Annotated in this window: 24 protein-coding genes and 3 tRNA genes; 16 read left to right on the top strand and 11 right to left on the bottom strand. The window is 53.4% G+C overall.

The window, feature by feature from the left end; all coding sequences use genetic code 11:
• Window positions 1-15: 15 nt before the first annotated feature.
• Both fhuF and HV041_RS17000 read right to left on the bottom strand, forming a co-directional pair.
• Entirely contained in the window at window positions 16-804 is a 789-nt protein-coding gene (fhuF, locus tag HV041_RS17005) for a siderophore-iron reductase FhuF (RefSeq protein WP_121585450.1), read from the bottom strand.
• 108 nt (window positions 805-912) lie between these two features.
• Window positions 913-1,989: a GGDEF domain-containing protein gene (locus HV041_RS17000; RefSeq protein WP_048212780.1), complete on the bottom strand. Its 1,077-nt coding sequence runs from the start codon at window positions 1,987-1,989 to the stop codon at window positions 913-915.
• A 253-nt stretch (window positions 1,990-2,242) separates the two neighbouring features.
• Between HV041_RS17000 and HV041_RS16995 the strand changes: the two genes are divergently transcribed.
• The gene (locus tag HV041_RS16995) at window positions 2,243-2,479 is read left to right on the top strand and encodes a DUF1435 domain-containing protein (protein WP_086523828.1); all 237 of its coding nucleotides are present in this window, start codon (window positions 2,243-2,245) and stop codon (window positions 2,477-2,479) included.
• Window positions 2,480-2,518: 39 nt separating this feature from the next.
• On the opposite strand, the gene HV041_RS16990 is transcribed toward HV041_RS16995, so the two are convergent.
• The 4 genes from HV041_RS16990 to rsmC all read right to left on the bottom strand — a co-directional run bounded on the left by HV041_RS16990 (window position 2,519) and on the right by rsmC (window position 4,008).
• Window positions 2,519-2,604 (bottom strand) — tRNA-Leu (locus HV041_RS16990).
• Between the two features lie 32 nt (window positions 2,605-2,636).
• Window positions 2,637-2,722, bottom strand: a tRNA-Leu gene (locus HV041_RS16985).
• A 28-nt stretch (window positions 2,723-2,750) separates the two neighbouring features.
• Window positions 2,751-2,837: transfer RNA gene (locus HV041_RS16980), tRNA-Leu, on the bottom strand.
• A gap of 139 nt (window positions 2,838-2,976) precedes the next feature.
• Complete coding sequence (rsmC, locus tag HV041_RS16975) at window positions 2,977-4,008, bottom strand: 16S rRNA (guanine(1207)-N(2))-methyltransferase RsmC (RefSeq protein ID WP_121585451.1); 1,032 nt, start codon at window positions 4,006-4,008, stop codon at window positions 2,977-2,979.
• 102 nt (window positions 4,009-4,110) lie between these two features.
• Here rsmC and HV041_RS16970 point away from each other — a divergent pair, with 102 nt between their 5' ends.
• The 8 genes from HV041_RS16970 to HV041_RS16935 all read left to right on the top strand — a co-directional run bounded on the left by HV041_RS16970 (window position 4,111) and on the right by HV041_RS16935 (window position 10,490).
• Window positions 4,111-4,524 (top strand): DNA polymerase III subunit psi, encoded by a 414-nt coding sequence (locus HV041_RS16970; RefSeq protein ID WP_115601026.1) that lies wholly within the window; start codon window positions 4,111-4,113, stop codon window positions 4,522-4,524.
• The gene (gene rimI / locus HV041_RS16965; protein WP_003829985.1) at window positions 4,493-4,939 is read left to right on the top strand and encodes a ribosomal protein S18-alanine N-acetyltransferase; all 447 of its coding nucleotides are present in this window, start codon (window positions 4,493-4,495) and stop codon (window positions 4,937-4,939) included. Before HV041_RS16970 ends, rimI begins: the two co-directional genes overlap by 32 nt.
• Window positions 4,940-4,953: 14 nt before the next feature.
• The gene (gene yjjG, locus HV041_RS16960; protein WP_048212777.1) at window positions 4,954-5,634 is read left to right on the top strand and encodes a pyrimidine 5'-nucleotidase; all 681 of its coding nucleotides are present in this window, start codon (window positions 4,954-4,956) and stop codon (window positions 5,632-5,634) included.
• 92 nt (window positions 5,635-5,726) lie between these two features.
• Window positions 5,727-7,316: a peptide chain release factor 3 gene (gene prfC, locus HV041_RS16955; protein WP_003829982.1), complete on the top strand. Its 1,590-nt coding sequence runs from the start codon at window positions 5,727-5,729 to the stop codon at window positions 7,314-7,316.
• A 299-nt stretch (window positions 7,317-7,615) separates the two neighbouring features.
• On the top strand, window positions 7,616-8,233 hold the full coding sequence (gene osmY / locus HV041_RS16950; RefSeq protein ID WP_048212775.1) for a molecular chaperone OsmY: 618 nt from the start codon (window positions 7,616-7,618) through the stop codon (window positions 8,231-8,233).
• A gap of 127 nt (window positions 8,234-8,360) precedes the next feature.
• A complete protein-coding gene (locus tag HV041_RS16945; RefSeq protein ID WP_003019081.1) occupies window positions 8,361-8,522 on the top strand; it encodes a DUF1328 family protein in 162 nt (53 codons plus the stop codon).
• A gap of 121 nt (window positions 8,523-8,643) precedes the next feature.
• Complete coding sequence (locus tag HV041_RS16940) at window positions 8,644-9,717, top strand: patatin family protein (protein ID WP_048212774.1); 1,074 nt, start codon at window positions 8,644-8,646, stop codon at window positions 9,715-9,717.
• Window positions 9,714-10,490, top strand: coding sequence for a metal-dependent hydrolase (locus HV041_RS16935; RefSeq protein WP_121585452.1), 777 nt, complete (start codon window positions 9,714-9,716; stop codon window positions 10,488-10,490). Before HV041_RS16940 ends, HV041_RS16935 begins: the two co-directional genes overlap by 4 nt.
• A 37-nt stretch (window positions 10,491-10,527) precedes the next feature.
• On the opposite strand, the gene HV041_RS16930 is transcribed toward HV041_RS16935, so the two are convergent.
• The gene (locus tag HV041_RS16930) at window positions 10,528-11,391 is read right to left on the bottom strand and encodes a YjjW family glycine radical enzyme activase (protein WP_121585453.1); all 864 of its coding nucleotides are present in this window, start codon (window positions 11,389-11,391) and stop codon (window positions 10,528-10,530) included.
• Complete coding sequence (locus HV041_RS16925; RefSeq protein ID WP_182294248.1) at window positions 11,363-12,913, bottom strand: YjjI family glycine radical enzyme; 1,551 nt, start codon at window positions 12,911-12,913, stop codon at window positions 11,363-11,365. Before HV041_RS16925 ends, HV041_RS16930 begins: the two co-directional genes overlap by 29 nt.
• Before the next feature lie 261 nt (window positions 12,914-13,174).
• On the opposite strand from HV041_RS16925, the gene deoC reads away from it, so the two are divergent.
• From deoC to deoD, 4 genes are all read left to right on the top strand, one after another.
• Window positions 13,175-13,954 (top strand): deoxyribose-phosphate aldolase, encoded by a 780-nt coding sequence (deoC, locus tag HV041_RS16920; RefSeq protein ID WP_003019042.1) that lies wholly within the window; start codon window positions 13,175-13,177, stop codon window positions 13,952-13,954.
• 156 nt (window positions 13,955-14,110) lie between these two features.
• Window positions 14,111-15,433: a thymidine phosphorylase gene (gene deoA, locus HV041_RS16915; protein ID WP_121585455.1), complete on the top strand. Its 1,323-nt coding sequence runs from the start codon at window positions 14,111-14,113 to the stop codon at window positions 15,431-15,433.
• 176 nt (window positions 15,434-15,609) lie between these two features.
• On the top strand, window positions 15,610-16,833 hold the full coding sequence (deoB, locus tag HV041_RS16910; RefSeq protein ID WP_003019037.1) for a phosphopentomutase: 1,224 nt from the start codon (window positions 15,610-15,612) through the stop codon (window positions 16,831-16,833).
• A 203-nt stretch (window positions 16,834-17,036) separates the two neighbouring features.
• Complete coding sequence (deoD, locus tag HV041_RS16905; protein ID WP_000224864.1) at window positions 17,037-17,756, top strand: purine-nucleoside phosphorylase; 720 nt, start codon at window positions 17,037-17,039, stop codon at window positions 17,754-17,756.
• A gap of 95 nt (window positions 17,757-17,851) precedes the next feature.
• On the opposite strand, the gene lplA is transcribed toward deoD, so the two are convergent.
• Together lplA and HV041_RS16895 are read right to left on the bottom strand one after the other, a co-directional pair.
• Window positions 17,852-18,868 carry a lipoate--protein ligase LplA gene (lplA, locus tag HV041_RS16900; RefSeq protein ID WP_153070222.1) on the bottom strand — a complete coding sequence of 339 codons (1,017 nt, stop codon included), beginning with the start codon at window positions 18,866-18,868 and terminating at the stop codon, window positions 17,852-17,854.
• 21 nt (window positions 18,869-18,889) lie between these two features.
• Window positions 18,890-19,531 (bottom strand): YtjB family periplasmic protein, encoded by a 642-nt coding sequence (locus tag HV041_RS16895; protein WP_048212768.1) that lies wholly within the window; start codon window positions 19,529-19,531, stop codon window positions 18,890-18,892.
• A gap of 116 nt (window positions 19,532-19,647) precedes the next feature.
• Between HV041_RS16895 and serB the strand changes: the two genes are divergently transcribed.
• From serB to nadR, 3 genes are all read left to right on the top strand, one after another.
• Entirely contained in the window at window positions 19,648-20,616 is a 969-nt protein-coding gene (gene serB / locus HV041_RS16890; protein WP_101741335.1) for a phosphoserine phosphatase, read from the top strand.
• Between the two features lie 11 nt (window positions 20,617-20,627).
• Window positions 20,628-22,010 carry a DNA repair protein RadA gene (gene radA / locus HV041_RS16885; protein WP_001728171.1) on the top strand — a complete coding sequence of 461 codons (1,383 nt, stop codon included), beginning with the start codon at window positions 20,628-20,630 and terminating at the stop codon, window positions 22,008-22,010.
• A gap of 65 nt (window positions 22,011-22,075) precedes the next feature.
• A complete protein-coding gene (nadR, locus tag HV041_RS16880) occupies window positions 22,076-23,305 on the top strand; it encodes a multifunctional transcriptional regulator/nicotinamide-nucleotide adenylyltransferase/ribosylnicotinamide kinase NadR (protein ID WP_121585456.1) in 1,230 nt (409 codons plus the stop codon).
• A gap of 99 nt (window positions 23,306-23,404) precedes the next feature.
• On the opposite strand, the gene ettA is transcribed toward nadR, so the two are convergent.
• Window positions 23,405-25,072, bottom strand: coding sequence for an energy-dependent translational throttle protein EttA (gene ettA / locus HV041_RS16875; RefSeq protein ID WP_061067197.1), 1,668 nt, complete (start codon window positions 25,070-25,072; stop codon window positions 23,405-23,407).
• Window positions 25,073-25,274: the final 202 nt, after the last annotated feature.

Here is a 25,274-nt window from a genome sequence, read left to right as displayed (position 1 = left end):
GCTATGGCTCCTCGCTTATTTTAGCGTGCAGTCGCCGCATTGCTGAACATCGGGCAGGCGATAGCGCTGGCAGCAGGTTCTGCGTACTAACAGTCCCTCGCGTGGAACGACGGTGCGCCACAACGGATTATCCTGGCCACAGGATAGTTGTTTCTCAAAGAAGCAGGTCTGGCGCAGCGTGTTCAACAGTTCTTCACCTAACAACGGCTTCATTTCCGTTAAGTACCAGTGAATTAAGTATCCCGTATTGCTCCAGACAAGTTTCGCGTTGATCTCACCCGTTGATTCCAGTGCCTGAACGACCGGTGTCAGGGCTGACAAAATCAGCGTTTCCATACGTTGTTGCGGTGAGAGTGCCGTGGTCTGGTGATCCTGATGCACGTCGATCCAGAAGCAGGCGGCACGCCCGGTTTCGTGAAACTCCACGTGCATATGTTCAGGAGAGACGTCGATAGCCTCTTTTTGCGTCAGCAGAGCCACCATAAGCGGGGGCATCATCAGGCCGATATACCATTGCGCCCAAAGGGAGATCAGCGGTTTATTTTCGCGTACTAACGTGGGGTGGTTGCGGTAGATGTGGTCTGAATAAACGGCCAGAAGCGAACTTAACGTTGTCGGTTGCGTCCATTCATGTAATGTCATTGCACCTTGCGGCGGGGTCTCGTCAAGGCGAATGAAATCCAGCAAGTGTTCGCGGGTTTGGGCTATGGTCGCACGCACGGAAGCCGCCAGCGAGGGCATCTCTGAAGGGAGATGGCTGTGCCAGATGACATCTTCAACGATGGGTGCGGAACGGTAAGCCATGGCGATATAAGGATGTTAATCTAAATGATAATGATTTCTAATCCTATAGATGGGGGTAAACGATGGCAAGATCTTTGTCGCAAGATCGGGCAGTTCCGCACGGAAAACTCAGGAAGAGGTGCAGTTTATCCGCAGCTCATCGCTGACCAGAGTGTTGTTTCGACCCATATTCTTGGCCTCATAAAGCGCTTTGTCTGCTCTGGTAATCGCGGAGTCAATATCCTGTTCCACCAAAGGCGCAATACCGATGCTGACCGTCACATTGGTTGCTACGCTCTCATTAAACATATGTGGAATTTTAAGATCGTACACTTTCTGGCGAATACGCTCGGCGGCAGCCTGGGCCTGTTGGGGGTCGACCGCGGTCAGCAAAACCATAAACTCTTCGCCACCAAAACGTGCCACCACGTCCCGGGAGCGTACGGAATCACGAATCGCGGCAGAAACGCGAATCAGCGCCTGATCGCCCATCATGTGCCCGTAATGATCGTTATAGGCCTTGAAATGGTCGATATCCATCAGCAGGACGTAGTGCTTCGAGTTGCTCAGGGCCAACAGCGTATCGAGTCTGTGTTGCAGCCCCCGGCGATTGTACAAACCGGTTAGCGGGTCGAGCATGCTGAGTCCGTTCAGGGTTTCCCGTTCTTCCAGTAGTTTGTACATCAGCTGCTGGGCGAAGCCGTCGTAGCGCTTTTGTATCACATGCTGGATGGCGATCCCGGCCATGGGTAGCGCCATAAAATAGAAAATTCGCAGACCATGCTCGCTGCCGTTAAGCCATAAACAGACGACGACTGAGGGTAACGAATGCAGCGTAAAGGCGATGATATTGTTGGCAAAAGCGATAGAACCAATAAACAGCACGCTGAGAAGTGCGATTAACAGAAAATAATAATCATTATGACCTAGCGCGTTATATTTCAGAAAAATATGTAATGCCCATAGCAAGCCAAAAACGATTGAAATAAAAGGAAGATTAATTTTTTTATTCGCATATTTGCCATGCCATGCCAACAGCAATGTACTGGCGGCCAGGATGAGCAACGCCGGGACAGATACGGCTTTGACGGCAAAAAGTGGGAAAACAAGCGTAAACAGCGCGGAGACTGCATTGAGAAGCAGAAACAGACGTAAAGAAAGTTGATATTTCTTAGTGCGCAGAGTTCGCCAGGATTGTACTGTCATAGGTAAATATTGTTATTTATCTGCAATATACGAAGGTGTGTTTGTAAGGAAAAAATGATGAGCGAAAAATCATTCGTTCAGGTCGTTATTGTTTTTTGATGAAAAGCTAACCGGCGAGCAATTTATCACCTTAAACTATTTATGTCATCAATCGTTAAGTAAAACTCATAGAATTGATAGCCTTTCCTGGCTGACAAATGAGAAATTTTATCATATGATATTGGTTATCATTATCAATGTCATAGGTGAAACCATGTTGCAACGTGCGCTGGGCAGTGGATGGGGGGTTTTGCTGCCGGGGATAGTGATTGCCGGGCTGGCATTTACTGATCTGTCACTCGACGCATGGAAGGCGATGATTGTATTAGGATTACTACTGACTTCACTCATGTTATACCACAAGCGTTTACGGCACTTTGTCTTATTACCTTCATGCGCGGCGCTGATCGGCGGCATTGTTTTGGTAATGATGAACTGGAATCAGGGATGAGCAAAACAGGGAAGAAAATCGAAGGAAAGATAAGATAATTGGTGCGAGGGGGGGGACTCGAACCCCCACATCCTAAGGACACTAACACCTGAAGCTAGCGCGTCTACCAATTCCGCCACCTTCGCACAGTCATCTTATTTTTTTGATATCGCCTCGTTGGTGCGAGGGGGGGGACTCGAACCCCCACATCCTAAGGACACTAACACCTGAAGCTAGCGCGTCTACCAATTCCGCCACCTTCGCCCAGTGCGAACAATATCAACGTGGATTATGGTGCGAGGGGGGGGACTTGAACCCCCACGTCCGAAAGGACACTAACACCTGAAGCTAGCGCGTCTACCAATTCCGCCACCTTCGCATACCATCGACACTCAAAAAGTATCGTTACCACGGAGGCGCATTCTAGTTGTTTTCAACTTTTCGTCAATAGTTAATTGTCCAGGCTGGGCCGATTGATGCAAAAACGGCCACGTGAATGGCCGTTCGCTGCGAGACAATTACGCTTTTTTCGCCTGGCGCGTCATGATGGTGCGATAGACCTTGAAGCGCCCGGTCTGCGCGATAACTTCGTGGAAGCCAAACACTTCATCCAGTACTTTCGGATAAGGCAGGAAGGCGTTGGCTACAATTCGCAGTTCACCGCCGCTGTTCAGGTGACGAACCGCCCCGCGAATCAGCGTTTGCGCGGCATCCAGGCTGGTCTGCATGCCGTCATGGAACGGCGGGTTGGAGATGATCATATCAAATCGCCCCGTTACGTCAGAAAAGACGTTACTGGCGATGACGTCACCTTCAATACCGTTGGCGGCAAGCGTTGCGCGGCTGGCTTCAACAGCGGCTGCGCTAACATCGCACAGGGTTAAGCGCACTTTTGGCGAGTGGCTGGCAAGCGCGACGGAGAGAACGCCTGCGCCACAGCCGACATCCAGCACTTTGCCTTTGGTGTGCGGTGTCAGCGTGGAGAGCAGCAGTTGGCTGCCAACATCCAGGCCGTCACGGCTGAATACGCCCGGCAGCGTTTTGATGGTCAGATTGTCTGTCTGGTATTCGTCCCAGTATTTTTCAGCATCAAAGACCGGCTGCTTTTCCAGACGACCGTGGTACAGGCCACAGCGACGTGCGCTGTCGACTTTGTTCAGCGGCGCGTATTCGGCCAGCATCTGCTCTGCGCTACGTACGCCGCTGCGGTTTTCGCCAACAACAAAAATATCGGTACCCACCGGTAACAGCGAAAGAAGGTTCATCAACTGGAACTGGGCTTCAGGTTTATTCTTCGGCCAGTAGTAGATCAGCGTATCGCTATCGCCGACGTCATCGGCTTGAGCGATGAGGCTGAAGCGGACGTTGTCGCCCATCTGGCGGTTAAGCACCTGCCAGTGGTGAAGCTGCTGAGTATGCGCACGGCTGGCGGCGCTTTCAAAATGGGCAGGCAGGTCATCCTGCAAATCACCGGCAAACATAATACGGCTTTGTTCGAAATCATCACTGTGGCGCAGCAAGACTTCACTTGCCGGGGTAAAAGCAGACATGGAGTGCTCCTTAAATTGTACAGCGGGGGATTATAGTTGTTTGATGGCACGGATTCGACAAATTTGCTATATTTGCGCCCCTGATTACAGGAGCGTTTCGCTATGACATCCCGACGAGACTGGCAGTTACAGCAACTGGGCATTACGCAGTGGTCGTTGCATCGTCCTGGCGCACTGCAGGGCGAAATCGCGATTTCCATTCCTGCGCATGTCCGTTTGGTGATGGTTGCGGAACAGTTACCCGCGCTAACCGAACCATTGATGAGCGATATTTTACGCTCATTAACCGTCAGCCCGGATCAGGTTTTACAACTGACGCCTGACCGTGTCGCCATGCTGCCGCAAGGTAGTCGCTGTAATAGCTGGCGGCTGGGAACCGAAGAGCCGCTGCTGCTGGAGGGCGCTCAGGTCGCGAGTCCTGCGTTTAATGAATTACGGGAAAACCCCGCGGCACGCGCCGCGTTATGGCAACAAATCTGCGCATATGAACACGATTTCTTCCCTCGAACCGACTGATTTACCCGCAGCATTTCAGATTGAAAAACGCGCCCACGCTTTTCCCTGGAGTGAAAAAACATTTGCCAGCAACCAGGGCGATCGTTACCTCAATTTTCAGTTGAGGGTTGATGACGTGATGGCGGCCTTTGCGATTACGCAGGTCGTGCTGGATGAAGCTACGCTGTTCAATATTGCCGTCGACCCTGACTTTCAGCGCCGTGGGCTGGGGCGTGAGCTGCTGGAGCATCTGATCGATGAGCTGGAAAAGCGTGGCATTTTGACGCTGTGGCTTGAAGTGCGCGCCTCAAACGCCGCCGCTATCGCGCTGTACGAAAGCTTAGGCTTTAACGAGGCGACGATCCGTCGCAATTACTATCCAACGGCCGATGGTCACGAAGACGCCATCATCATGGCGTTGCCAATCAGCATGTAAGACAAGGTGTAATGATGAAGAAGTGGGACTGGATTTTCTTTGATGCCGACGAAACGCTGTTTACATTTGACTCGTTTACCGGCTTACAGCGGATGTTTCTCGACTATAGCATTACCTTTACCGCTGAAGATTTTCAGGACTACCAGGCCGTGAATAAACCGCTGTGGGTGGATTATCAAAACGGTGCAATTACCTCATTACAGCTGCAGCATGCCCGTTTTCAGAGCTGGGCCGAACGCCTGAAGGTTGAACCGGGCCAGCTTAATGATGCATTCATCAATGCGATGGCGGAGATCTGCTCGCCGTTGCCGGGGGCGGTTTCTCTGCTCAATGCGATTCGTGATAAAACAAAAATTGGCATTATTACCAACGGCTTCACGGCGTTACAGCAAATCCGCCTTGAGCGGACGGGGCTGCGCGATTATTTCGATCTGCTGGTGATTTCTGAGCAGGTTGGGGTGGCAAAACCCGATCCCCGTATTTTTGACCATGCGCTGGCGCAGGCGGGCAATCCTGACCGTTCTCGCGTGCTAATGGTGGGTGACACCGCAGAGTCCGATATTCTTGGCGGCATTAACGCCGGGCTATCCACCTGCTGGCTCAATACGCATCATCGCGAGCAGCCAGCGGGCATTCAGCCGACCTGGACGGTCACGTCATTAAGCGAACTGGAGCAGCTCCTGTGTAAACACTGATTGCCTCCCCCCCGTTGATGGGTAAAATAGCCGCAATTTTTCGTATTCAACTTGCCCGGCCCGTTGCCGTGCTTACCTAAGAAGATTTGACTATGACGTTGTCTCCTTATTTGCAAGAGGTGGCCAAACGCCGCACTTTTGCCATTATTTCTCACCCGGATGCCGGTAAAACGACAATTACTGAAAAGGTGCTGTTATTCGGACAGGCCATTCAGACCGCCGGTACGGTAAAAGGCCGTGGTTCCAGCCAGCATGCAAAATCTGACTGGATGGAAATGGAAAAGCAACGTGGTATCTCCATTACCACCTCTGTGATGCAGTTTCCGTATCATGACTGCCTGGTGAACCTGCTGGACACCCCGGGGCACGAAGACTTCTCCGAAGATACCTACCGTACTCTGACGGCGGTGGACTGCTGCCTGATGGTTATCGATGCTGCGAAAGGTGTTGAAGATCGTACCCGTAAGCTGATGGAAGTTACCCGTCTGCGCGATACGCCGATCCTGACCTTTATGAACAAACTCGACCGTGACATCCGCGATCCGATGGAGCTGCTGGATGAAGTTGAGAACGAACTGAAAATCGGCTGTGCGCCGATCACCTGGCCGATTGGCTGCGGGAAGTTGTTCAAGGGCGTCTATCACCTTTATAAAGATGAAACGTATCTGTACCAGACCGGTAAAGGCCATACGATTCAGGAAGTGCGTGTTGTTAAAGGTCTCAACAACCCGGAACTTGATGCTGCCGTGGGTGAAGACCTGGCGCAGCAGCTGCGCGACGAGCTGGAGCTGGTGCAGGGCGCGTCCAACGAGTTCGACCATGAGTTGTTCCTTGCGGGCGAAATCACCCCGGTCTTCTTCGGTACCGCGTTGGGTAACTTCGGCGTTGACCATATGCTTGACGGCTTAGTGGAGTGGGCGCCTGCGCCGATGCCGCGTAAAACCGATACCCGCGTTGTGGAAGCCTCTGAAGAGAAGTTCACCGGATTCGTGTTTAAAATTCAGGCCAACATGGACCCGAAACACCGCGACCGTGTCGCTTTCATGCGTGTGGTTTCCGGCAAGTACGAGAAAGGCATGAAAATGCGCCAGGTGCGCATTGGTAAAGACGTGGTGATCTCCGATGCGCTGACCTTTATGGCCGGTGACCGTTCTCATGTGGAAGAAGCGTATCCGGGCGATATTCTTGGTCTGCACAACCACGGCACCATCCAGATCGGCGATACCTTTACCCAGGGCGAAATGATGAAGTTCACCGGTATTCCGAACTTCGCACCGGAACTGTTCCGCCGTATCCGTCTGAAAGATCCGTTGAAGCAGAAACAGCTGCTGAAAGGTCTGGTTCAGCTGTCAGAAGAGGGGGCTGTGCAGGTATTCCGTCCGATCGCCAACAACGATCTGATCGTAGGTGCCGTCGGTGTGCTGCAGTTCGACGTGGTGGTTTCTCGTCTGAAGAGCGAATACAACGTTGAAGCGATTTATGAATCCGTCAACGTGGCGACTGCGCGCTGGGTAGAGTGTTCTGACGTGAAAAAATTCGAAGAATTTAAGCGTAAAAACGAAATTCAGCTGGCGCTGGATGGCGGTGATAACCTCACCTATATCGCGCCGACCATGGTTAACCTGAATCTCACCCAGGAACGTTACCCTGACGTTCAGTTCCGTAAAACACGCGAACACTAATCTGTCCCCCAGGGCGCGGTACTCACCGCGCCCTGCAACTTTTCCTGTCTTTTAAATCCCTTGCGGAATGTTCTTAAATCCCCTGACTTTTGTTTGTTTTTTAATCAATACAGGCAACAACCGCGAAATCGTGAACTATATTTAACAATGTGATGACATAAATATCGGCTTTTAATGCTCTTCATTAAGCATTTCGCAGCCCCTTTAGCTGATATTTATTTCAGTCACGAGATTAGTTGCTGGTTCTGACCGCTAAGCGGCAGAACATCGCTATAAGTACAACAAACAGGAATACATCGATGACAATGACAGGACTTAAGATTTCTAAAACGCTACTGGCCGTGATGCTGACTTCCGCTGTTGCAACGGGTTCTGCTTATGCAGAAAACGCCACAATGGATAAAGCGCAATCCGGGCTCGAAAGTGCGGGGCAGAAAGTCGATAGCTCTATGAACAAAGTCGGTAATTTCATGGATGACAGCACCCTCACCGCCAAAGTAAAAGCCGCGCTGGTGGACCACGAAAGCATTAAGAGCACCGATATTTCCGTCAAGACCGATCAGAAGGTAGTAACGCTAAGCGGCTTTGTTGAAAGCCAGGCGCAGGCCGAAGAAGCGGTTAAAGTGGCGAAAGGCGTTGAGGGTGTAACCTCCGTTAGCGACAAACTGCACGTGCGTGACAGCAAAAATACCTCCGTAAAAGGCTATGCCGGTGATACGGCCATCACCAGCGAAGTGAAAGCTAAGCTGCTGGCCGATGACATTGTCCCTTCCCGCAAGGTGAAAGTTGAGACCACCGATGGCGTTGTGCAACTTTCAGGCACTGTCGATTCACAGGCTCAAAGCGATCGCGCTGAGAGCATCGCCAAAGCGATTGATGGCGTGAAAAGCGTCAAAAACGATCTCAAAACTCAGTAATTAGACTTAATTCGCCCTCCTGACGTTTGTCGGGAGGCGTATTGTGCACCACACTGAAAATATCGCAGATGGGTAGCCTGAGCGCTCATATCAAGCGGTGAAATTAACTATGGTAAAGGAGAAGCATATGTTTCGATGGGGCATCATATTTCTGGTTATCGCGTTAATTGCCGCTGCACTGGGTTTTGGTGGACTGGCGGGTACCGCTGCAGGTGCTGCAAAAATTGTTTTTGTGGTGGGTATCATTCTGTTCCTGGTCAGCCTGTTTACCGGGCGTAAACGACCCTAGTACGTAAACCGTAAAGATAACTTGCTACTGAGCCAGTCCAGCGGACTGGCTTTTACGGTTTTAGCAGCAGGCAATTTGCGTTACTTTGTTGTCCTATTACAAAAACAACAGGAAGGCAGAGGTGGGGCAGAGAATACCCGTCACGCTCGGTAATATCGCGCCGTTATCGTTACGTCCGTTTCAACCAGGCAGTATGGCGCTGGTGTGCGAGGGCGGGGGACAAAGAGGCATCTTCACTGCAGGCGTACTGGATGAATTCATGCGCGCACAGTTCAATCCCTTTGATCTCTTCTACGGGACGTCCGCTGGCGCGCAAAACCTTTCAGCTTATCTCTGTAACCAGCCCGGTTACGGTCGTAAAGTCATCATGCGTTACACTACCCGACGTGAGTTTTTTGACCCGGTGCGCTTTGTGCGCGGGGGAAACTTAATCGACCTCGACTGGCTGGTGGATTCGACCTCGTCCCAAATGCCGCTGGCAATGGATAACGCCGAGCGCCTGTTTGAGGCAGGTAAAGCGTTTTATATGTGCGCCTGCCGGGGAGATGACTACACACCGGGCTATTTTTCGCCGAACCGGCACAATTGGCTGGATCTCATTCGTGCATCCAGCGCGATTCCCGGATTCTACCGCACAGGGGTTGCGCTGGATGGCGTGAACTATCTGGATGGTGGCGTCAGTGACGCCATTCCCGTGCAGGAAGCGGCGAAGCAGGGTGCAAAAACGCTGGTGGTTATCCGCACGGTGCCTTCGCAAATGTACTACACCCCGCAGTGGTTCAAGCGTATGGAACGCTGGCTGGGGGAGAGCAGTCTGCAGCCGCTGGTGAATCTGGTTCAACATCATGAAGCCAGCTACCGCGCTATTCAGCGCTTTATTGAGAAACCGCCGGGCAAGCTGCGTATCTTTGAGATCTACCCACCAAAGCCACTCCATAGTATGGCACTGGGGAGCCGTATTCCGGCATTGCGTGAAGACTACAAAACCGGACGCCTGTGCGGGCGCTATTTTTTGGCAACGATTGGTAAACTGCTGGCGAAAAACGCGCCGCTGCCTCGTCAGACGCCGAAGATTGTGGTGCCGGGACCGGTGGTGGTTCCACCTGCACCCGTTGCCAACGATGCCCATGCGTCCGTTGCAAGCAGCGCGCCCCAGGCTAACGACACCACGTTTGATAATGAGGATTTGGCGTGAGTTTTCGCTTTATCGATACGCATTGTCACTTTGATTTCCCTCCGTTTACTGGCGACGAATCCGCCAGCCTGCAGCGCGCCTGTGAAGCCGGTGTGGGCAGTATTATCGTCCCGGCTACCGAGGCGGCGAACTTTTCCCGCGTGCTGGCGTTAGCGGATAATTACCCCCCGCTGTTTGCCGCGCTGGGCCTGCATCCCATTGTGATTGAACACCACAGCGATGACTGCCTGGACCAACTGCAGCAGGCGCTGGATAAGCGTCCACAAAAGCTGGTGGCAGTAGGTGAGATTGGATTGGATCTGTACCGGGACGATCCGCAATTTGACCAGCAAGAGTGGATTCTGGAGGCGCAACTGAAGCTGGCGAAGCGTTACGAACTGCCAGTGATCCTGCATTCACGACGTACCCATGACAAGCTGGCTATGCACCTGAAACGCCATGCTTTGCCGCGAACCGGCGTGGTGCATGGATTTTCCGGGAGTTTTCAGCAGGCTGAACGCTTTGTGCAACTGGGCTACAAAATTGGCGTGGGCGGCACCATTACTTATCCACGCGCCAGCAAAACCCGCGAGGTAATGGCGCGATTGCCGCTGGAGTCACTGCTGCTGGAAACCGATGCGCCGGATATGCCGCTCAACGGATTTCAGGGCCAGCCCAACCGCCCGGAGCAGGTAGTCAGAGTGTTTGACGTCTTATGCGAGCTGCGCCCGGAACCTGCGGACGTGATTGCTGACGCGCTGTATCGGAATACGACGGCGTTGTTTGATTTTTGATTTCCGGATGCGGCGCTTTCGCATCTCATCCGGCATTTCACAGATACAAAGCCGGGAAGATCAAATTATCCACCCCGCGCTCGCGCAATCTTTGCGCCAGGTGCTCCACATCCTCCGGCGTGGCGCTCGGCCAGTCTTTTGCTTCGCCGTATACCCCGTGCGCATGAAAGGCATTCAGCCGCACCGGTACATCACCTGAACGCTTGATAAACGCCGCCAGCGCATCGATATGCTGGAGATAATCCACCTGACCAGGGATAACCAGTAGGCGCAGTTCCGCAAGTTTCCCTTGCCCGGACAGAAAGGTAATACTTTGTTTAATCAGCGTGTTATCGCGCCCTGTCAACTGACGATGACATGCGCTATCCCAGGCTTTTAAATCCAGCATTACGCCGTCGCACACCGGCAACAGCTTTTGCCAGCCGGTTTCGCTCAGCATGCCGTTGCTGTCTACCATGCAGGTCAGGTGTTGCAACTGCGGATCGGTTTTGATCGTGCTAAACAGCGCCACAATAAACGGTAGCTGGGTCGTTGCTTCGCCGCCGCTGACCGTTATTCCTTCAATAAACGGCGAGGCTTTGCGAACATGCTGCAGTACCTCATCAATGCTCATGGTCTGCGCCATCGGCGTAGCCTGCTGGGGGCACATGTGCAGGCAGGTGTCGCATTGCTGGCAAATATCAGATTGCCACCATACTTTTCCCGCGCTCAGACTTAACGCTTCATGTGGGCAATGCAGTACACACTCCCCGCAGTCATTGCAGCGTCCCATCGTCCACGGGTTGTGGCAATTCTTACAGCGCAAATTGCATCCCTGCAGGAACAGGGCCAGGCGACTCCCCGGCCCGTCGACGCAGGAGAAGGGAATCAGCTTACTTACCGAAGCGCATCTGCTGTTCATGGCTAATCACGCGAGGTTGTCGTTCCAGAATGCGCGTATTACGCGCGGCTTCTTCGCCAAGCCAGGTGGTGTTGGTGCGAGAACCTGCGGCACGATATTTTTCCAGATCCGACAGGCGCACCATATAACCGGTGACGCGGACCAGATCGTTACCGCTAACGTTAGCGGTAAATTCACGCATCCCGGCTTTAAATGCGCCGAGGCACAATTGCACCAGCGCCTGAGGATTACGCTTGATGGTTTCATCCAGCGTGAGAATGTCGCTGATACCGGCGTGATAATACGCGTGATGCGGCGCAACGGTCTGCAGGTGGGTGATCGGGTCCGGTTCATCACCATAAGGCAGGCGAGCGCCCGGCGTGGTGCCGATGTCAGAACTGATCCCCGACTGCGCATGCAGCATCGCGCGTTGATTCCAGCCATATTTCACCGGCGTGCTTTCTACAAATTCCGCCAGTTGGGCGCTAATGCGGTAGCCTAGCTGATTGGCAAACGCATCTTTCCCGTAACGCGCGCATTGCCCTGCTTTTTCACACAGCAGATTTACCGCCTCCGCCAGACCATACATCCCGAACATAGGCACAAAACGTTTGGGATCAATCAACCCTTCCTGCACCAGGAAGCTATTCTCAAAGAAATGTGATTTTTCATAGAGGAATTCACATCGTGCATCAATGATGGCGATTTGCTGCTGGCAGTAATGCGGTAGGGTGCGCGTAAAGAAGTCATCGACAGAGGTGCTGCGCTCTGCGATGGCTTTCAGATTGAGCCTGACCAGCGTGCTACCACCCCCGGCGAGCGGCAAAGAGTTGTAACAGCTGACGACGCCGTAGTGGCCTTTTGTGAAAATTTTATCATTTTCAGGGCCGTTAGAAATGTGCGGTTTACTGCATTCGCAAATATTTTGCGCCACGTTGAGCAGCAGATCGTCAGGGGTAATTTGCGGATCATAAATAAAGGTAAGATTAGGTGAAACCTGCTTTAACTCTGCATCTGCGCGTAAAATTGCGCGTGTAATCGGCGTGTCGGCGGGGCCAATGTTGGCATGCATAAAGGCATCTGGCAGGGTACGGTCGAGATAACGCCAGAAACGTTTTATTCGAATATCGATCTCATCTTGTGTTAGAATTCTAACATGCGGTTGCAGCAGAGCATCGAGCTGGCCGAGATAAACCGGCATCGACGTCACGGACGGAACGTGGTGGTACAGGATGGTGAGTAAGGATAACGCATCATCAAGATCGCTTGCGCCTTCCAGCTCCAGCCACGATGAACCATTGGCCAGAAAACGCGCGTAATCGGGTAAAACGTAGCGCGGTTTGAACGGGGCATGACCTTCGTACATATCGCAGATTACCCCATCATCCAGCGCCTGACGTGCCTGTGCAGGTAGTTGCGGATAAGGCAGCGCGTTTTCAGCTTCCAGCGCCAGAAAGTGGCGTTTCTGCTCAGGGCTGAGCACCGGACTGGTCACGATTTGTTGGCAACGCTGTTGCAGCGCGAGTTCGCTTGACGTGGGCATCGTTGATTCCTTTTTATCCCGAAGGTGTAACGCCATTGTAGAAAGCAACGCCGCCACAACCTTTGATCCGGATGCGCCTGATGCCACCGCATCCCTTTAGAAAAGGTAATTTATTTGAAGTAGATCTCATTAGAGTAATGCAAATCTGTATGTGGTTTTCATTAACTGTGATGTATATCGAAGTGTAATAGCGAGCGGATGTTAGAATACTAACAAACTCGCAAGGTGAAATTTTATACGGCGATGCCGTTGGAGAATGTTATGACCGATTTAACAGCAAGCAGCCTGCGTGCACTGAAACTGATGGACCTGACCACCCTGAATGACGACGACACCAATGAAAAAGTGATCGCGCTGTGTCATCAGGCGAAGACCCCGGTTGGCAACACTGCCGCAATCTGTATCTATCCGCGTTTCATCCCTATTGCGCGTAAGACTCTGAAAGAGCAGGGTACGCCGGACATCCGCATTGCAACCGTCACCAACTTCCCGCACGGCAACGACGACATCGAGATTGCGTTGGCGGAAACTCGCGCGGCGATCGCCTACGGTGCCGATGAAGTTGACGTGGTGTTCCCGTACCGTGCGCTGATCGCCGGTAACGAGCAGATTGGTTTTGATCTGGTTAAAGCTTGCAAAGACGCGTGTGCGGCGGCAAACGTGCTGCTGAAAGTGATCATCGAAACCGGTGAGCTGAAAGAAGAAGCACTGATTCGCAAAGCGTCTGAAATCTCCATCAAAGCCGGTGCTGATTTCATCAAAACTTCTACCGGTAAAGTGCCGGTCAATGCGACGCCGGAAAGCGCACGCATCATGATGGAAGTGATCCGCGACATGGGTGTTTCTAAAACTGTAGGTTTCAAACCGGCTGGCGGCGTGCGTACTGCAGAAGATGCACAGCAGTTCCTGGCGATTGCCGATGAACTGTTTGGCGCTGACTGGGCTGATTCTCGTCACTACCGTTTTGGCGCATCCAGCCTGCTGGCTAGCTTGCTGAAAGCGCTGGGTCACGGCGACGGCAAGAGCGCAAGCAGCTACTAAGCCCGTAGGCCGGATAAGGCGCAGCCGCCATCCGGCATCAGTACGACTGCCGGGTGCGCGTTGCTTACCCGGCCTACAACGGCTTGGATTATTAAGAGTAATCATTCATTGCAGTGGGTTTTCCGCAGCATTTAACCTGATTAATCGGGGGTTACCGTGTTTCTCGCACAAGAAATTATTCGTAAAAAACGTGATGGTCATGCGCTGAGCGATGAAGAAATTCGCTTCTTTATCAATGGTATTCGCGACAACACCATCTCTGAAGGGCAAATCGCCGCCCTGGCGATGACCATTTTTTTCCACGATATGACAATGCCTGAGCGTGTTTCGCTGACCATGGCAATGCGTGATTCAGGAACCGTGCTGGACTGGAAAAGCCTGCAGTTGAACGGCCCGATTGTGGATAAACACTCTACCGGCGGCGTAGGTGACGTAACGTCACTGATGTTAGGCCCGATGGTTGCTGCGTGCGGCGGCTATATTCCGATGATCTCCGGGCGTGGCCTGGGGCATACCGGCGGTACGCTCGATAAACTGGAAGCTATTCCAGGATTTGACATCTTCCCGGACGACGCCCGTTTCCGTGAAATTATTAAAGACGTGGGTGTGGCGATTATTGGGCAAACCAGCTCGCTCGCACCGGCGGATAAACGTTTTTATGCCACCCGCGATATTACCGCGACGGTGGATTCCATCCCGCTGATTACCGGTTCCATTCTGGCGAAAAAACTGGCGGAAGGGCTGGATGCGTTGGTGATGGATGTGAAAGTGGGCAGCGGTGCCTTTATGCCGACCTACGAGCTCTCTGAAGCCCTTGCTGAAGCGATTGTCGGCGTGGCAAACGGTGCGGGTGTACGTACCACCGCGCTGTTAACTGATATGAACCAGGTGTTGGCCTCCAGCGCAGGTAACGCGGTAGAAGTTCGCGAGGCTGTGCAGTTCCTGACCGGTGAATACCGCAATCCGCGTCTGTTAGACGTCACTATGGCGCTGTGCGTGGAAATGCTGATCTCCGGCAAGCTGGCGAAAGATGACGCCGAAGCCCGTGCGAAATTGCAGGCGGTGCTGGATAACGGTAAAGCGGCAGAGATTTTTGGTCGCATGGTTGCGGCGCAGAAAGGCCCGACCGATTTCGTCGAAAATTATGCGAAGTACCTGCCGACGGCAATGCTCAGCAAAGCGGTATATGCTGATACCGAAGGTTTTGTCAGCGCGATGGATACCCGTGCGCTGGGGATGGCGGTCGTTTCCATGGGCGGCGGTCGTCGTCAGGCCTCGGACACCATTGATTACAGCGTTGGCTTTAACGACATGGCGCGTCTGGGCGACAGCGTAGACGGACAGCGTCCGCTGGCGGTGATCCACGCCAAAGACGAAGCCAGCTGGCAGGAAGCGGCGAAAGCGGTCAAAGCGGCAATTAGCCTTGACGATAAAGCGCCAGAAATTACACCGACAGTCTATCGTCGTATAACCGAATAACTGTATACTGATCTGATCGCTTTTTTGCGGCGCAAGATAGATGCCCTAAATAATTCGAGTTGTAGAAAGGCGACAAACGAGTGAATCCCCGGGAGCGTACATCAGTACGTGACTGGGGTGAATGAGTGAAGTCAACGCATCGACAACTTGAAGTATGACGGGTAATGGAGAACAAGATGAAACGTGCATTTATTATGGTGCTGGACTCCTTTGGTATTGGTGCGACTGAAGATGCGGATCGCTTTGGCGACGTAGGCTCAGACACTATGGGACACATTGCAGAAGCCTGTGCGAAAGGTGAAGCTGACAATGGTCGCAAAGGCCCACTGAATCTGCCTAACCTGACCCGTCTGGGCCTGGTGAAAGCTCACGAAGGTTCTACTGGTAAAATTGCTGCCGGCATGGACGGTAATGCGGAAGTGATTGGTGCTTACGCCTGGGCGCATGAACTCTCTTCCGGGAAAGACACACCGTCTGGCCACTGGGAAATCGCCGGTGTACCGGTTCTGTTTGACTGGGGTTACTTCTCCGATCATGAAAACAGCTTCCCGCAGGAACTGCTGGATAAACTGGTAAAACGTGCCAACCTGCCGGGCTACCTCGGTAACTGCCACTCTTCCGGTACCGTGATTCTGGATCAGTTGGGTGAAGAGCATATGAAAACCGGCAAGCCGATTTTCTATACCTCCGCTGACTCCGTGTTCCAGATTGCCTGTCACGAAGAGACTTTTGGCCTGGATAAACTCTACGAACTGTGCGAAATCGCTCGTGAGGAACTGACCGAAGGTGGTTACAACATCGGTCGTGTTATCGCGCGTCCGTTTATCGGTGATAAAGCCGGTAACTTCCAGCGTACCGGTAACCGTCACGATCTGGCCGTTGAGCCGCCAGCACCGACCGTGCTGCAGAAACTGGTCGACGAGAAAGACGGCCACGTGGTTTCCGTGGGTAAAATCGCGGATATCTATGCGAACTGCGGCATCACCAAAAAAGTGAAAGCCACCGGTCTGGACGCGCTGTTTGACGCCACCATCAAAGAGATGAAAGAAGCCGGTGATAAGACCATCGTCTTCACCAACTTCGTTGATTTCGACTCTTCCTGGGGTCACCGTCGCGATATCGCCGGTTATGCCGCAGGTCTGGAACTGTTCGACCGCCGTCTGCCTGAGCTGATGGAGCTGGTGGGGGAAGATGACATTCTGATCCTGACCGCTGACCACGGCTGCGACCCGAGCTGGACCGGGACTGACCACACCCGTGAACACATTCCGGTACTGGTTTACGGCCCGAAAGTGAAACCAGGTTCTTTAGGTCACCGTGAAACCTTCGCGGATATCGGCCAGACGCTGGCGAGCTACTTTGGTACGTCGCCGATGGACTACGGTAAAAACATGCTGTAATACCCGTTGTCTTTCGCGCTGTAGATGCGTTGACTTCATTCGCTCACCCCGGTCACATAGTTAATCTATGCTCCCGGGGATTCACGAATTCGTCGCCTTCCTACAACGCGAAATCCTTAGGGTATTTCACTGTTTTGCATACGTTTTGTAGGCCTGATAGGCGTAGCCGCCATCAGGCAATAACAACGAAATAAGGATAAAAAATGGCAACTCCACATATTAATGCAGAAATGGGTGATTTCGCTGACGTCGTATTGATGCCGGGCGACCCGCTGCGTGCGAAACATATTGCTGAAACTTTCCTCGAAGATGTTCGTGAAGTGAACAACGTTCGCGGCATGTTAGGCTTCACCGGTACCTACAAAGGCCGTAAGATTTCCGTAATGGGCCACGGTATGGGTATCCCGTCCTGCTCCATCTATACCAAAGAGCTGATCACCGATTTCGGCGTGAAGAAAATCATTCGCGTAGGCTCCTGCGGCGCTGTGCGTATGGACGTTAAACTGCGTGACGTGGTTATCGGTATGGGGGCTTGCACCGACTCCAAAGTTAACCGTATCCGCTTTAAAGATCATGATTTCGCTGCTATCGCTGACTTCGACATGGTGCGTAACGCCGTTGATGCAGCAAAAGCGCTGGGCGTAGACGCGCGCGTGGGTAACCTGTTCTCCGCTGATCTGTTCTACTCTCCGGACGGCGAAATGTTCGACGTGATGGAAAAATACGGCGTGCTGGGCGTGGAAATGGAAGCGGCGGGCATCTACGGCGTTGCGGCTGAATTTGGTGCGAAAGCGCTGACCATCTGCACTGTATCCGACCATATCCGTACTCACGAGCAGACCACTGCCGCTGAACGTCAGACGACCTTCAACGACATGATCAAAATCGCACTGGAATCCGTTCTGCTGGGCGATAAAGAGTAAGTTGTTTGTGCCCGGTGGCGCTATGCTTACCGGGCCTACAGCAGTATGTAGGCCGGATAAGGCGCAGCCGCCATCCGGCAATTTCAGGCCAGTGCTTAACGCACCGCTCCGGCAATCCATGCCGACAGCTCGCGTAACTCTTTTTCTTGCTCCGGGAAATCAACCAGAAGCGCCTCGCACTCTTGTTGCAGCATATCCGCACGATACAAGCATCCTTGCAGACGACCCGCCAGCGCTTCCAGCGGCGCGGGATTGAGGCTATCGGTGTAGACCTGGGTGCGGGTAATCACGCCTTTTTCAACGTCGAAATGCAGCTCAACGCCGCCCCAGGTGAAACGCTCATCCAACAGGTGCGAGAAGGCCGGCGCCTGACCAAAGTTCCACTCCCAACTGCTCTGGCGGGCAAAGGTTTCGGCAAAGTTCGGCAGATCCGGCGCTTTGTCCGGGGAGATTACCTCGGCTTCTACGCGTTCGCCGTAGTGGGCTAAAAAGGCTTCCGTGATGGCCTGACAGACCTGTTGATGAGTGATGCCCGGTAACAGCTCGGTCAAATTCGCCACGCGCGAGCGAACCGAAGTGATGCCTTTAGCGGCAAGTTTCTTTTTATCGGGATTGAGATAGTTTGCCAGGCGGCTGAGATCGGCATTCAGCAATAGCGTGCCGTGGTGGAATCCGCGGTCTTTCGTTTCACGATAAGCAGAACCAGAGACTTTACGATCGCCATCCGGCGTTTTCACCACCAGATCGTTACGCCCGGAGGCATCAGCTTCTACGCCCAGCGTATTCAGCGCATTGAGGACTATTGCCGTGGAGATGGTTTTGTCGTATTCCGGTTTACCAGCCATAAAGGTAAAGCAGGTATTACCCAAGTCATGGAACACCGCGCCGCCGCCGCTGCTGCGACGGGCGAGCCGCACGTTGTCTTCCTCCATCCGGCGGGTATTACACTCTTTCCACGGGTTTTGCGCCCGGCCAATCACCACCGTATCGGCGTTACGCCACAAGAACAGGACGCGCTGCGTGGCGGGCATCTGGCGAAAAATGCACTCTTCAACCGCCAGGTTAAACCACGGATCGTAAGAGTCTGAGATAAGCAGGCGTAGTGTGGTCATGGTCGATTTCCTTTCTTTGAATTACTCTTTTTTCTCGTTGTCTTCTTCCTGCACCGGTTTGTTGGCGGTCAGCAGGAAAGGGGATTGCTGCCAGCGGGTACGCTTGCCTTGCAATAATGTACGTGTGAGGACTACACCAATAGCCAGTGACAGAAGCAGCATCAGGCGTAAGATGTTGGTGGTGTTGTCTACCTGCTTCGCTTCGGTGGCAAGCGTGTGGGTGTCGAGTGTCAGGCGCAGATAACCCAGCGGGCCGTTTCTCCCCTGAATGGGCTCAACGATTTGCTGATTAAAATAGCCCCCGGCTTTTTTGCCATCGAGCGCCAGCCGGTCACGGACATCGACACTCTCACCAGTGCGGGTAATCAGATCGCCCTGTTCATCGTACACGCCCGCATCCAGAATACGGCTACTTTCCGTTAACTGCGTGAGTACGGCTTTGATGCGCTTTTCATCCGGTGTTTCGGTGCGCATCAGCGGCGCGATGTTTAAGGTGACCTGGCGGGCCAGTGTACGCGCCAGTTCTTCCAACTGCGGATTACGTTGCTGCTGGTGGCTTTGACTAAACCAGGATGCACCCTGCATCAGGGCGACAAGCAACGCGAGACAGAACAATACAATCACTGCACGATGAAGTCGGAATTTCAGTTTTGCGCGAGCCATATTCCACCTGCTGAAAATTTGAGGCTTAATGTTGCCAGAAGCGCTGGTTACAGGGTAGCCTCATGCGTTATTTTCCGCTGGATGATTCCGACCCGAACGATTTTACAGGAGCTTTAATGCCTAACATTACCTGGTGCGATCTACCTGAAGATGTCTCTCTGTGGCCAGGTCTGCCCCTTTCTTTAAGCGGTGATGAAGTCATGCCGCTGGATTACCACGCGGGCCGCAGTGGCTGGCTGCTGTATGGTCGTGGGCTGGATAAACAACGTTTAACGCAATACCAGAGCAAACTGGGTGCGGCGATGGTGATCGTAGCCGCCTGGTGCGTTGAGGATTATCAGGTGATTCGCCTCGCGGGCTCGTTAACGCCGAGAGCGACAAAACTGGCGCATGACGCCAAACTGGATGTTGCCCCATTAGGTAAAATTCCGCATCTGCGCACGCCGGGTTTACTGGTGATGGACATGGATTCAACGGCTATCCAGATCGAATGCATTGATGAAATTGCCAAACTGGCCGGGACCGGCGAAATGGTTGCCGAAGTCACCGAACGCGCGATGCGCGGCGAGCTGGATTTTACCGCCAGCCTGCGCAGCCGCGTGGCGACGCTCAAGGGTGCTGATGCCAATATTCTGCACCAGGTGCGCGAAACATTGCCGCTAATGCCAGGCCTGACGCAACTGGTGTTAAAACTGGAAACGCTTGGCTGGAAAGTGGCTATCGCTTCCGGCGGGTTTACTTTCTTTGCCGATTATCTGCGTAACAAGCTGCGCCTGACGGCAGCTGTGGCGAATGAGCTGGAGATCATGGACGGTAAATTCACTGGCAACGTGATCGGCGATATTGTCGATGCGCAGTACAAAGCCAGTACTCTGACCCGCCTGGCGCAAGAATATGAGATCCCGATGGCGCAGACGGTGGCGATCGGCGACGGTGCCAACGATCTGCCGATGATCAAAACGGCCGGGCTGGGCATTGCGTATCATGCGAAACCCAAAGTGAATGAAAAGACGGAGATTACTATCCGTCACGCTGACCTGATGGGCGTGTTCTGCATTCTCTCTGGCAGCATGAATCAGAAATAATGAGGTAAAACGTGGCAAAAGCTCCTAAACGCGCCTTTGTTTGTAATGAATGCGGGGCCGATTACCCGCGCTGGCAGGGGCAATGCAGCGCCTGTCAGGCCTGGAACACCATAACCGAGGTGCGCCTTGCCGCGTCGCCAACGGTGGCGCGCAACGAGCGACTCAGCGGCTACGCCGGAAATGCGGGCGTCGCAAAAGTGCAGAAGCTTTCTGACATCAGCCTTGAGGAACTGCCGCGTTTTTCTACCGGATTTAAAGAGTTTGACCGCGTGCTCGGCGGCGGTGTGGTGCCTGGCAGCGCTATTCTGATTGGCGGTAACCCCGGCGCGGGGAAATCAACGCTGCTGCTACAAACGCTGTGCAGGCTCGCTGAGCAGATGAAAACCCTGTACGTCACTGGCGAAGAGTCGCTGCAACAGGTGGCGATGCGCGCGCATCGACTTGGCCTGCCGACGGCGAACCTGAACATGCTGTCGGAAACCAGTATCGAACAAATTTGCCTGATTGCTGAAGAAGAACAGCCGAAACTGATGGTGATCGACTCCATTCAGGTGATGCATATGGCGGACATTCAGTCTTCGCCGGGCAGCGTGGCGCAGGTGCGTGAAACTGCGGCTTACCTGACGCGTTTTGCCAAAACGCGCGGCGTAGCGATTGTGATGGTCGGCCACGTCACCAAAGATGGCTCATTGGCCGGGCCGAAGGTGCTGGAGCACTGTATTGACTGCTCGGTGTTGCTCGACGGTGACGCTGATTCTCGTTTCCGCACTCTGCGTAGCCACAAAAACCGCTTTGGCGCGGTGAATGAGCTGGGCGTCTTTGCCATGACCGAGCAGGGGCTGCGCGAAGTCAGCAACCCGTCTGCAATCTTCTTAAGCCGTGGCGATGAAGTCACTTCCGGTAGTTCGGTGATGGTGGTTTGGGAAGGCACGCGCCCACTGTTGGTAGAGATTCAGGCGCTGGTCGATCACTCAATGATGGCGAATCCGCGTCGCGTGGCGGTCGGTCTGGAACAAAACCGTTTGGCGATTCTGCTGGCGGTGTTACATCGTCATGGCGGCTTACAGATGGCGGATCAGGACGTGTTCGTCAACGTGGTCGGCGGCGTAAAGGTTACCGAAACCAGCGCCGACCTGGCACTGCTGTTGGCAATGGTCTCCAGCCTGCGCGACAGACCGCTGCCACAGGATTTAGTGGTCTTTGGCGAAGTGGGGTTGGCAGGCGAAATCCGTCCGGTACCCAGCGGGCAGGAGCGTATTTCGGAAGCTGCGAAGCACGGCTTTCGCCGGGCGATTGTTCCTGCCGCTAACGTTCCGAAAAAAGTGCCGGAAGGGATGCAGGTCTTTGGCGTTAAGAAGCTTGCAGATGCGTTAAGCGTGTTTGACGACCTATAATCAAATACCCGCCGTCTTTCCGACGGCATTGGGTATTACGTTTATTTTTACAGCAGGAGGCTCTTGTGTCATTTGATTATCTGAAAACCGCCATTAAGCAAAAGGGCTGTACCCTGCAACAGGTGGCGGATGCCAGTGGCATGACCAAGGGATATCTGAGCCAGCTTCTGAATGCCAAAATTAAAAGCCCCAGCGCGCAAAAGCTGGAGGCGTTGCACCGTTTTCTCGGGCTGGAGTTTCCGCGCCAGCAGAAAAATATCGGTGTGGTATTCGGTAAGTTTTATCCGCTGCATACCGGCCATATCTATCTTATCCAGCGCGCCTGTAGTCAGGTTGATGAACTGCATATCATCATGGGCTATGACGACACGCGCGATCGTAGCCTGTTTGAAGACAGTGCTATGTCGCAACAGCCTACGGTGCCCGATCGTCTACGCTGGCTGCTGCAAACCTTTAAATATCAGAAAAATATCCGTATTCATGCCTTCAACGAAGAGGGCATGGAGCCGTATCCACACGGTTGGGACGTGTGGAGCAACGGAATAAAAACGTTCATGCAGGAGAAAGGGATCCAGCCAAACTGGATCTACACCTCTGAAGAGTCAGATGCCCCGCAGTATCTCGAACATCTGGGGATCGAAACCGTGCTGGTGGATCCCAAGCGGACGTTTATGAGCATCAGCGGCGGGCAAATCCGTGAGAACCCGTTTCGCTATTGGGAGTATATTCCGACCGAAGTGAAGCCGTTTTTCGTGCGCACCGTGGCGATCCTCGGCGGGGAGTCGAGCGGTAAATCGACGCTGGTGAACAAGCTCGCCAACATCTTTAACACCACCAGTGCGTGGGAATATGGGCGTGATTACGTTTTCTCCCATTTGGGCGGCGATGAGATGGCGTTGCAGTACTCGGACTACGATAAGATCGCACTGGGACAGGCGCAGTACATTGATTTCGCGGTGAAATATGCCAATAAAGTGGCGTTCATCGACACTGACTTTGTGACCACTCAGGCCTTCTGCAAAAAGTACGAAGGGCGTGAACACCCGTTTGTGCAGGCGCTGATTGACGAGTATCGCTTTGACCTGGTGATCCTGCTGGAAAACAACACCCCGTGGGTGGCAGATGGTTTGCGCAGCCTTGGCAGCTCGGTTGACAGAAAAGCGTTTCAGACGCTGCTGGTGGAGATGTTACAGGAAAACAACATCGATTTTGTGCACGTTCAGGAGTCGGACTACGATGGTCGCTTCCTGCGCTGCGTGGAGCTGGTGAAAGAGTTGATGGGCGAACAGAGATAGTTTACATGCCGGATGGCGCTGCGCTTATCCGGCCTACAAGTCGCACTAACCTCGTAGGCCAGATAAGGCGTCACGCCGCCATCCGGCGCTTAACGGTAATTACTTAGCAATACGCTTGTACTTAATACGCTTCGGCTCCAGCGCATCTGCGCCCAGCGTGCGTTTCTTGTACTCTTCGTATTCGGTAAAGTTACCTTCGAAGAACTCAACCTTACCCTCATCCTGGTAATCCAGAATGTGGGTCGCGATACGGTCAAGGAACCAACGGTCGTGCGAGATAACCATCGCGCAACCCGGGAACTCCAGAAGGGCGTTTTCCAGCGCGCGCAGGGTTTCGATATCCAGGTCGTTGGTTGGTTCATCGAGCAGCAGCATATTACCGCCAACCTGCAGCAGCTTCGCCAGGTGCAGACGACCACGCTCACCGCCGGACAATTCGCCGACGCGTTTGCCCTGATCCACCCCTTTGAAGTTAAAGCGGCCTACGTAGGCGCGGCTTGGCATCTCGGTGTTGCCGATCTTCATGATATCCAGCCCGCCGGACACTTCTTCCCACACGGTTTTGCTGTTGTCCATGGCATCACGGAACTGGTCAACGGACGCCAGCTTCACGGTTTCACCCAGCTCAATGGTGCCGCTATCAGGCTGTTCCTGACCGGACATCATGCGGAACAGGGTGGATTTACCTGCACCGTTCGGGCCAATGATACCGACAATAGCGCCTTTCGGTACCGAGAAGCTCAAATCGTCAATCAGTACGCGATCGCCGTAGGATTTACGCAGATTGGTGACTTCAACGACTTTATCGCCCAGACGAGGTCCTGGTGGAATAAACAGTTCGTTGGTTTCGTTACGTTTCTGGTATTCGGTATTGTTGAGTTCTTCAAAGCGCGCCAGACGGGCTTTGCCCTTAGACTGGCGGCCTTTCGCGCCCTGGCGTACCCACTCCAGCTCTTTCTCAATGGATTTACGGCGAGCCGCTTCCTGAGAGGCCTCCTGGGCCAGACGCTGATCTTTCTGCTCCAGCCAGGAGGAGTAGTTGCCTTCCCACGGAATACCTTCACCGCGGTCAAGCTCCAGAATCCAACCCGCTACGTTGTCGAGGAAGTAACGGTCGTGGGTAATGGCCACCACGGTGCCTTCGAAGTCATGCAGGAAGCGTTCCAGCCACGCCACGGATTCGGCGTCCAGGTGGTTAGTCGGTTCGTCGAGCAGCAGCATGTCTGGTTTTTCCAGCAGCAGGCGGCACAGCGCGACGCGGCGGCGTTCACCACCGGAAAGCTTCTCAATTTTGGCATCCCAGTCCGGCAGACGCAGGGCATCAGCGGCACGCTCAAGCTGCACGTTCAGGTTATGACCGTCGTGCGCCTGAATGATCTCTTCAAACTTGCCCTGTTGCGCGGCCAGCTTATCGAAGTCAGCGTCCGGTTCGGCGTACTTGGCGTACACTTCATCCAGACCTTTCAGCGCGTTAACCACTTCGGCAACCGCTTCTTCAACGGATTCGCGAACGGTATGTTCCGGGTTTAGTTTCGGTTCCTGCGGCAGGTAACCGATTTTAATGCCAGGCTGTGGGCGAGCTTCGCCTTCGATATCGGTATCAATGCCGGCCATGATGCGCAGCAGGGTAGATTTACCCGCGCCGTTCAGACCGAGTACACCGATTTTGGCGCCAGGGAAGAAGCTCAGTGAGATGTTTTTAAGAATATGACGTTTCGGCGGAACGACTTTGCCGACACGATGCATGGTATAAACGAATTGGGCCACGTTGGACTCGCCTCTAATGTTTATCCCGTCATACTTCAAGCCGCAGATGCGTTGGCTGTGTTCGTTCACCCCAGTCACGTACTTTTGTACGCTCAGGGGATTCACTCCCTCGCCGCCTTGCTGCAACTTGAATTATTTAGGGCTAATTATTGGTAAATAGTTATCAAAGGCGAAGTGTAGCCTTTTTCATTGCCCAATCCCA

It is taken from the genome of Citrobacter sp. RHBSTW-00029 (assembly GCF_014104295.1).
Lineage (GTDB): Bacteria > Pseudomonadota > Gammaproteobacteria > Enterobacterales > Enterobacteriaceae > Citrobacter > Citrobacter youngae.
The sequence above is the reverse complement of the archived record's forward strand: the minus strand, read 5'-3'. Positions and strand labels throughout refer to the sequence as shown.

Coding starts and splice junctions, on each gene's coding strand:
- fhuF (WP_121585450.1), bottom strand. CDS start 804: ATGGCTTACCGTTCCGCACCCATCGTTGAAGATGTCATCTGGCACAGC.
- HV041_RS17000 (WP_048212780.1), bottom strand. CDS start 1,989: ATGACAGTACAATCCTGGCGAACTCTGCGCACTAAGAAATATCAACTT.
- HV041_RS16995 (WP_086523828.1), top strand. CDS start 2,243: ATGTTGCAACGTGCGCTGGGCAGTGGATGGGGGGTTTTGCTGCCGGGG.
- rsmC (WP_121585451.1), bottom strand. CDS start 4,008: ATGTCTGCTTTTACCCCGGCAAGTGAAGTCTTGCTGCGCCACAGTGAT.
- HV041_RS16970 (WP_115601026.1), top strand. CDS start 4,111: ATGACATCCCGACGAGACTGGCAGTTACAGCAACTGGGCATTACGCAG.
- rimI (WP_003829985.1), top strand. CDS start 4,493: ATGAACACGATTTCTTCCCTCGAACCGACTGATTTACCCGCAGCATTT.
- yjjG (WP_048212777.1), top strand. CDS start 4,954: ATGAAGAAGTGGGACTGGATTTTCTTTGATGCCGACGAAACGCTGTTT.
- prfC (WP_003829982.1), top strand. CDS start 5,727: ATGACGTTGTCTCCTTATTTGCAAGAGGTGGCCAAACGCCGCACTTTT.
- osmY (WP_048212775.1), top strand. CDS start 7,616: ATGACAATGACAGGACTTAAGATTTCTAAAACGCTACTGGCCGTGATG.
- HV041_RS16945 (WP_003019081.1), top strand. CDS start 8,361: ATGTTTCGATGGGGCATCATATTTCTGGTTATCGCGTTAATTGCCGCT.
- HV041_RS16930 (WP_121585453.1), bottom strand. CDS start 11,391: ATGAACAGCAGATGCGCTTCGGTAAGTAAGCTGATTCCCTTCTCCTGC.
- HV041_RS16925 (WP_182294248.1), bottom strand. CDS start 12,913: ATGCCCACGTCAAGCGAACTCGCGCTGCAACAGCGTTGCCAACAAATC.
- deoC (WP_003019042.1), top strand. CDS start 13,175: ATGACCGATTTAACAGCAAGCAGCCTGCGTGCACTGAAACTGATGGAC.
- deoB (WP_003019037.1), top strand. CDS start 15,610: ATGAAACGTGCATTTATTATGGTGCTGGACTCCTTTGGTATTGGTGCG.
- deoD (WP_000224864.1), top strand. CDS start 17,037: ATGGCAACTCCACATATTAATGCAGAAATGGGTGATTTCGCTGACGTC.
- lplA (WP_153070222.1), bottom strand. CDS start 18,868: ATGACCACACTACGCCTGCTTATCTCAGACTCTTACGATCCGTGGTTT.
- HV041_RS16895 (WP_048212768.1), bottom strand. CDS start 19,531: ATGGCTCGCGCAAAACTGAAATTCCGACTTCATCGTGCAGTGATTGTA.
- serB (WP_101741335.1), top strand. CDS start 19,648: ATGCCTAACATTACCTGGTGCGATCTACCTGAAGATGTCTCTCTGTGG.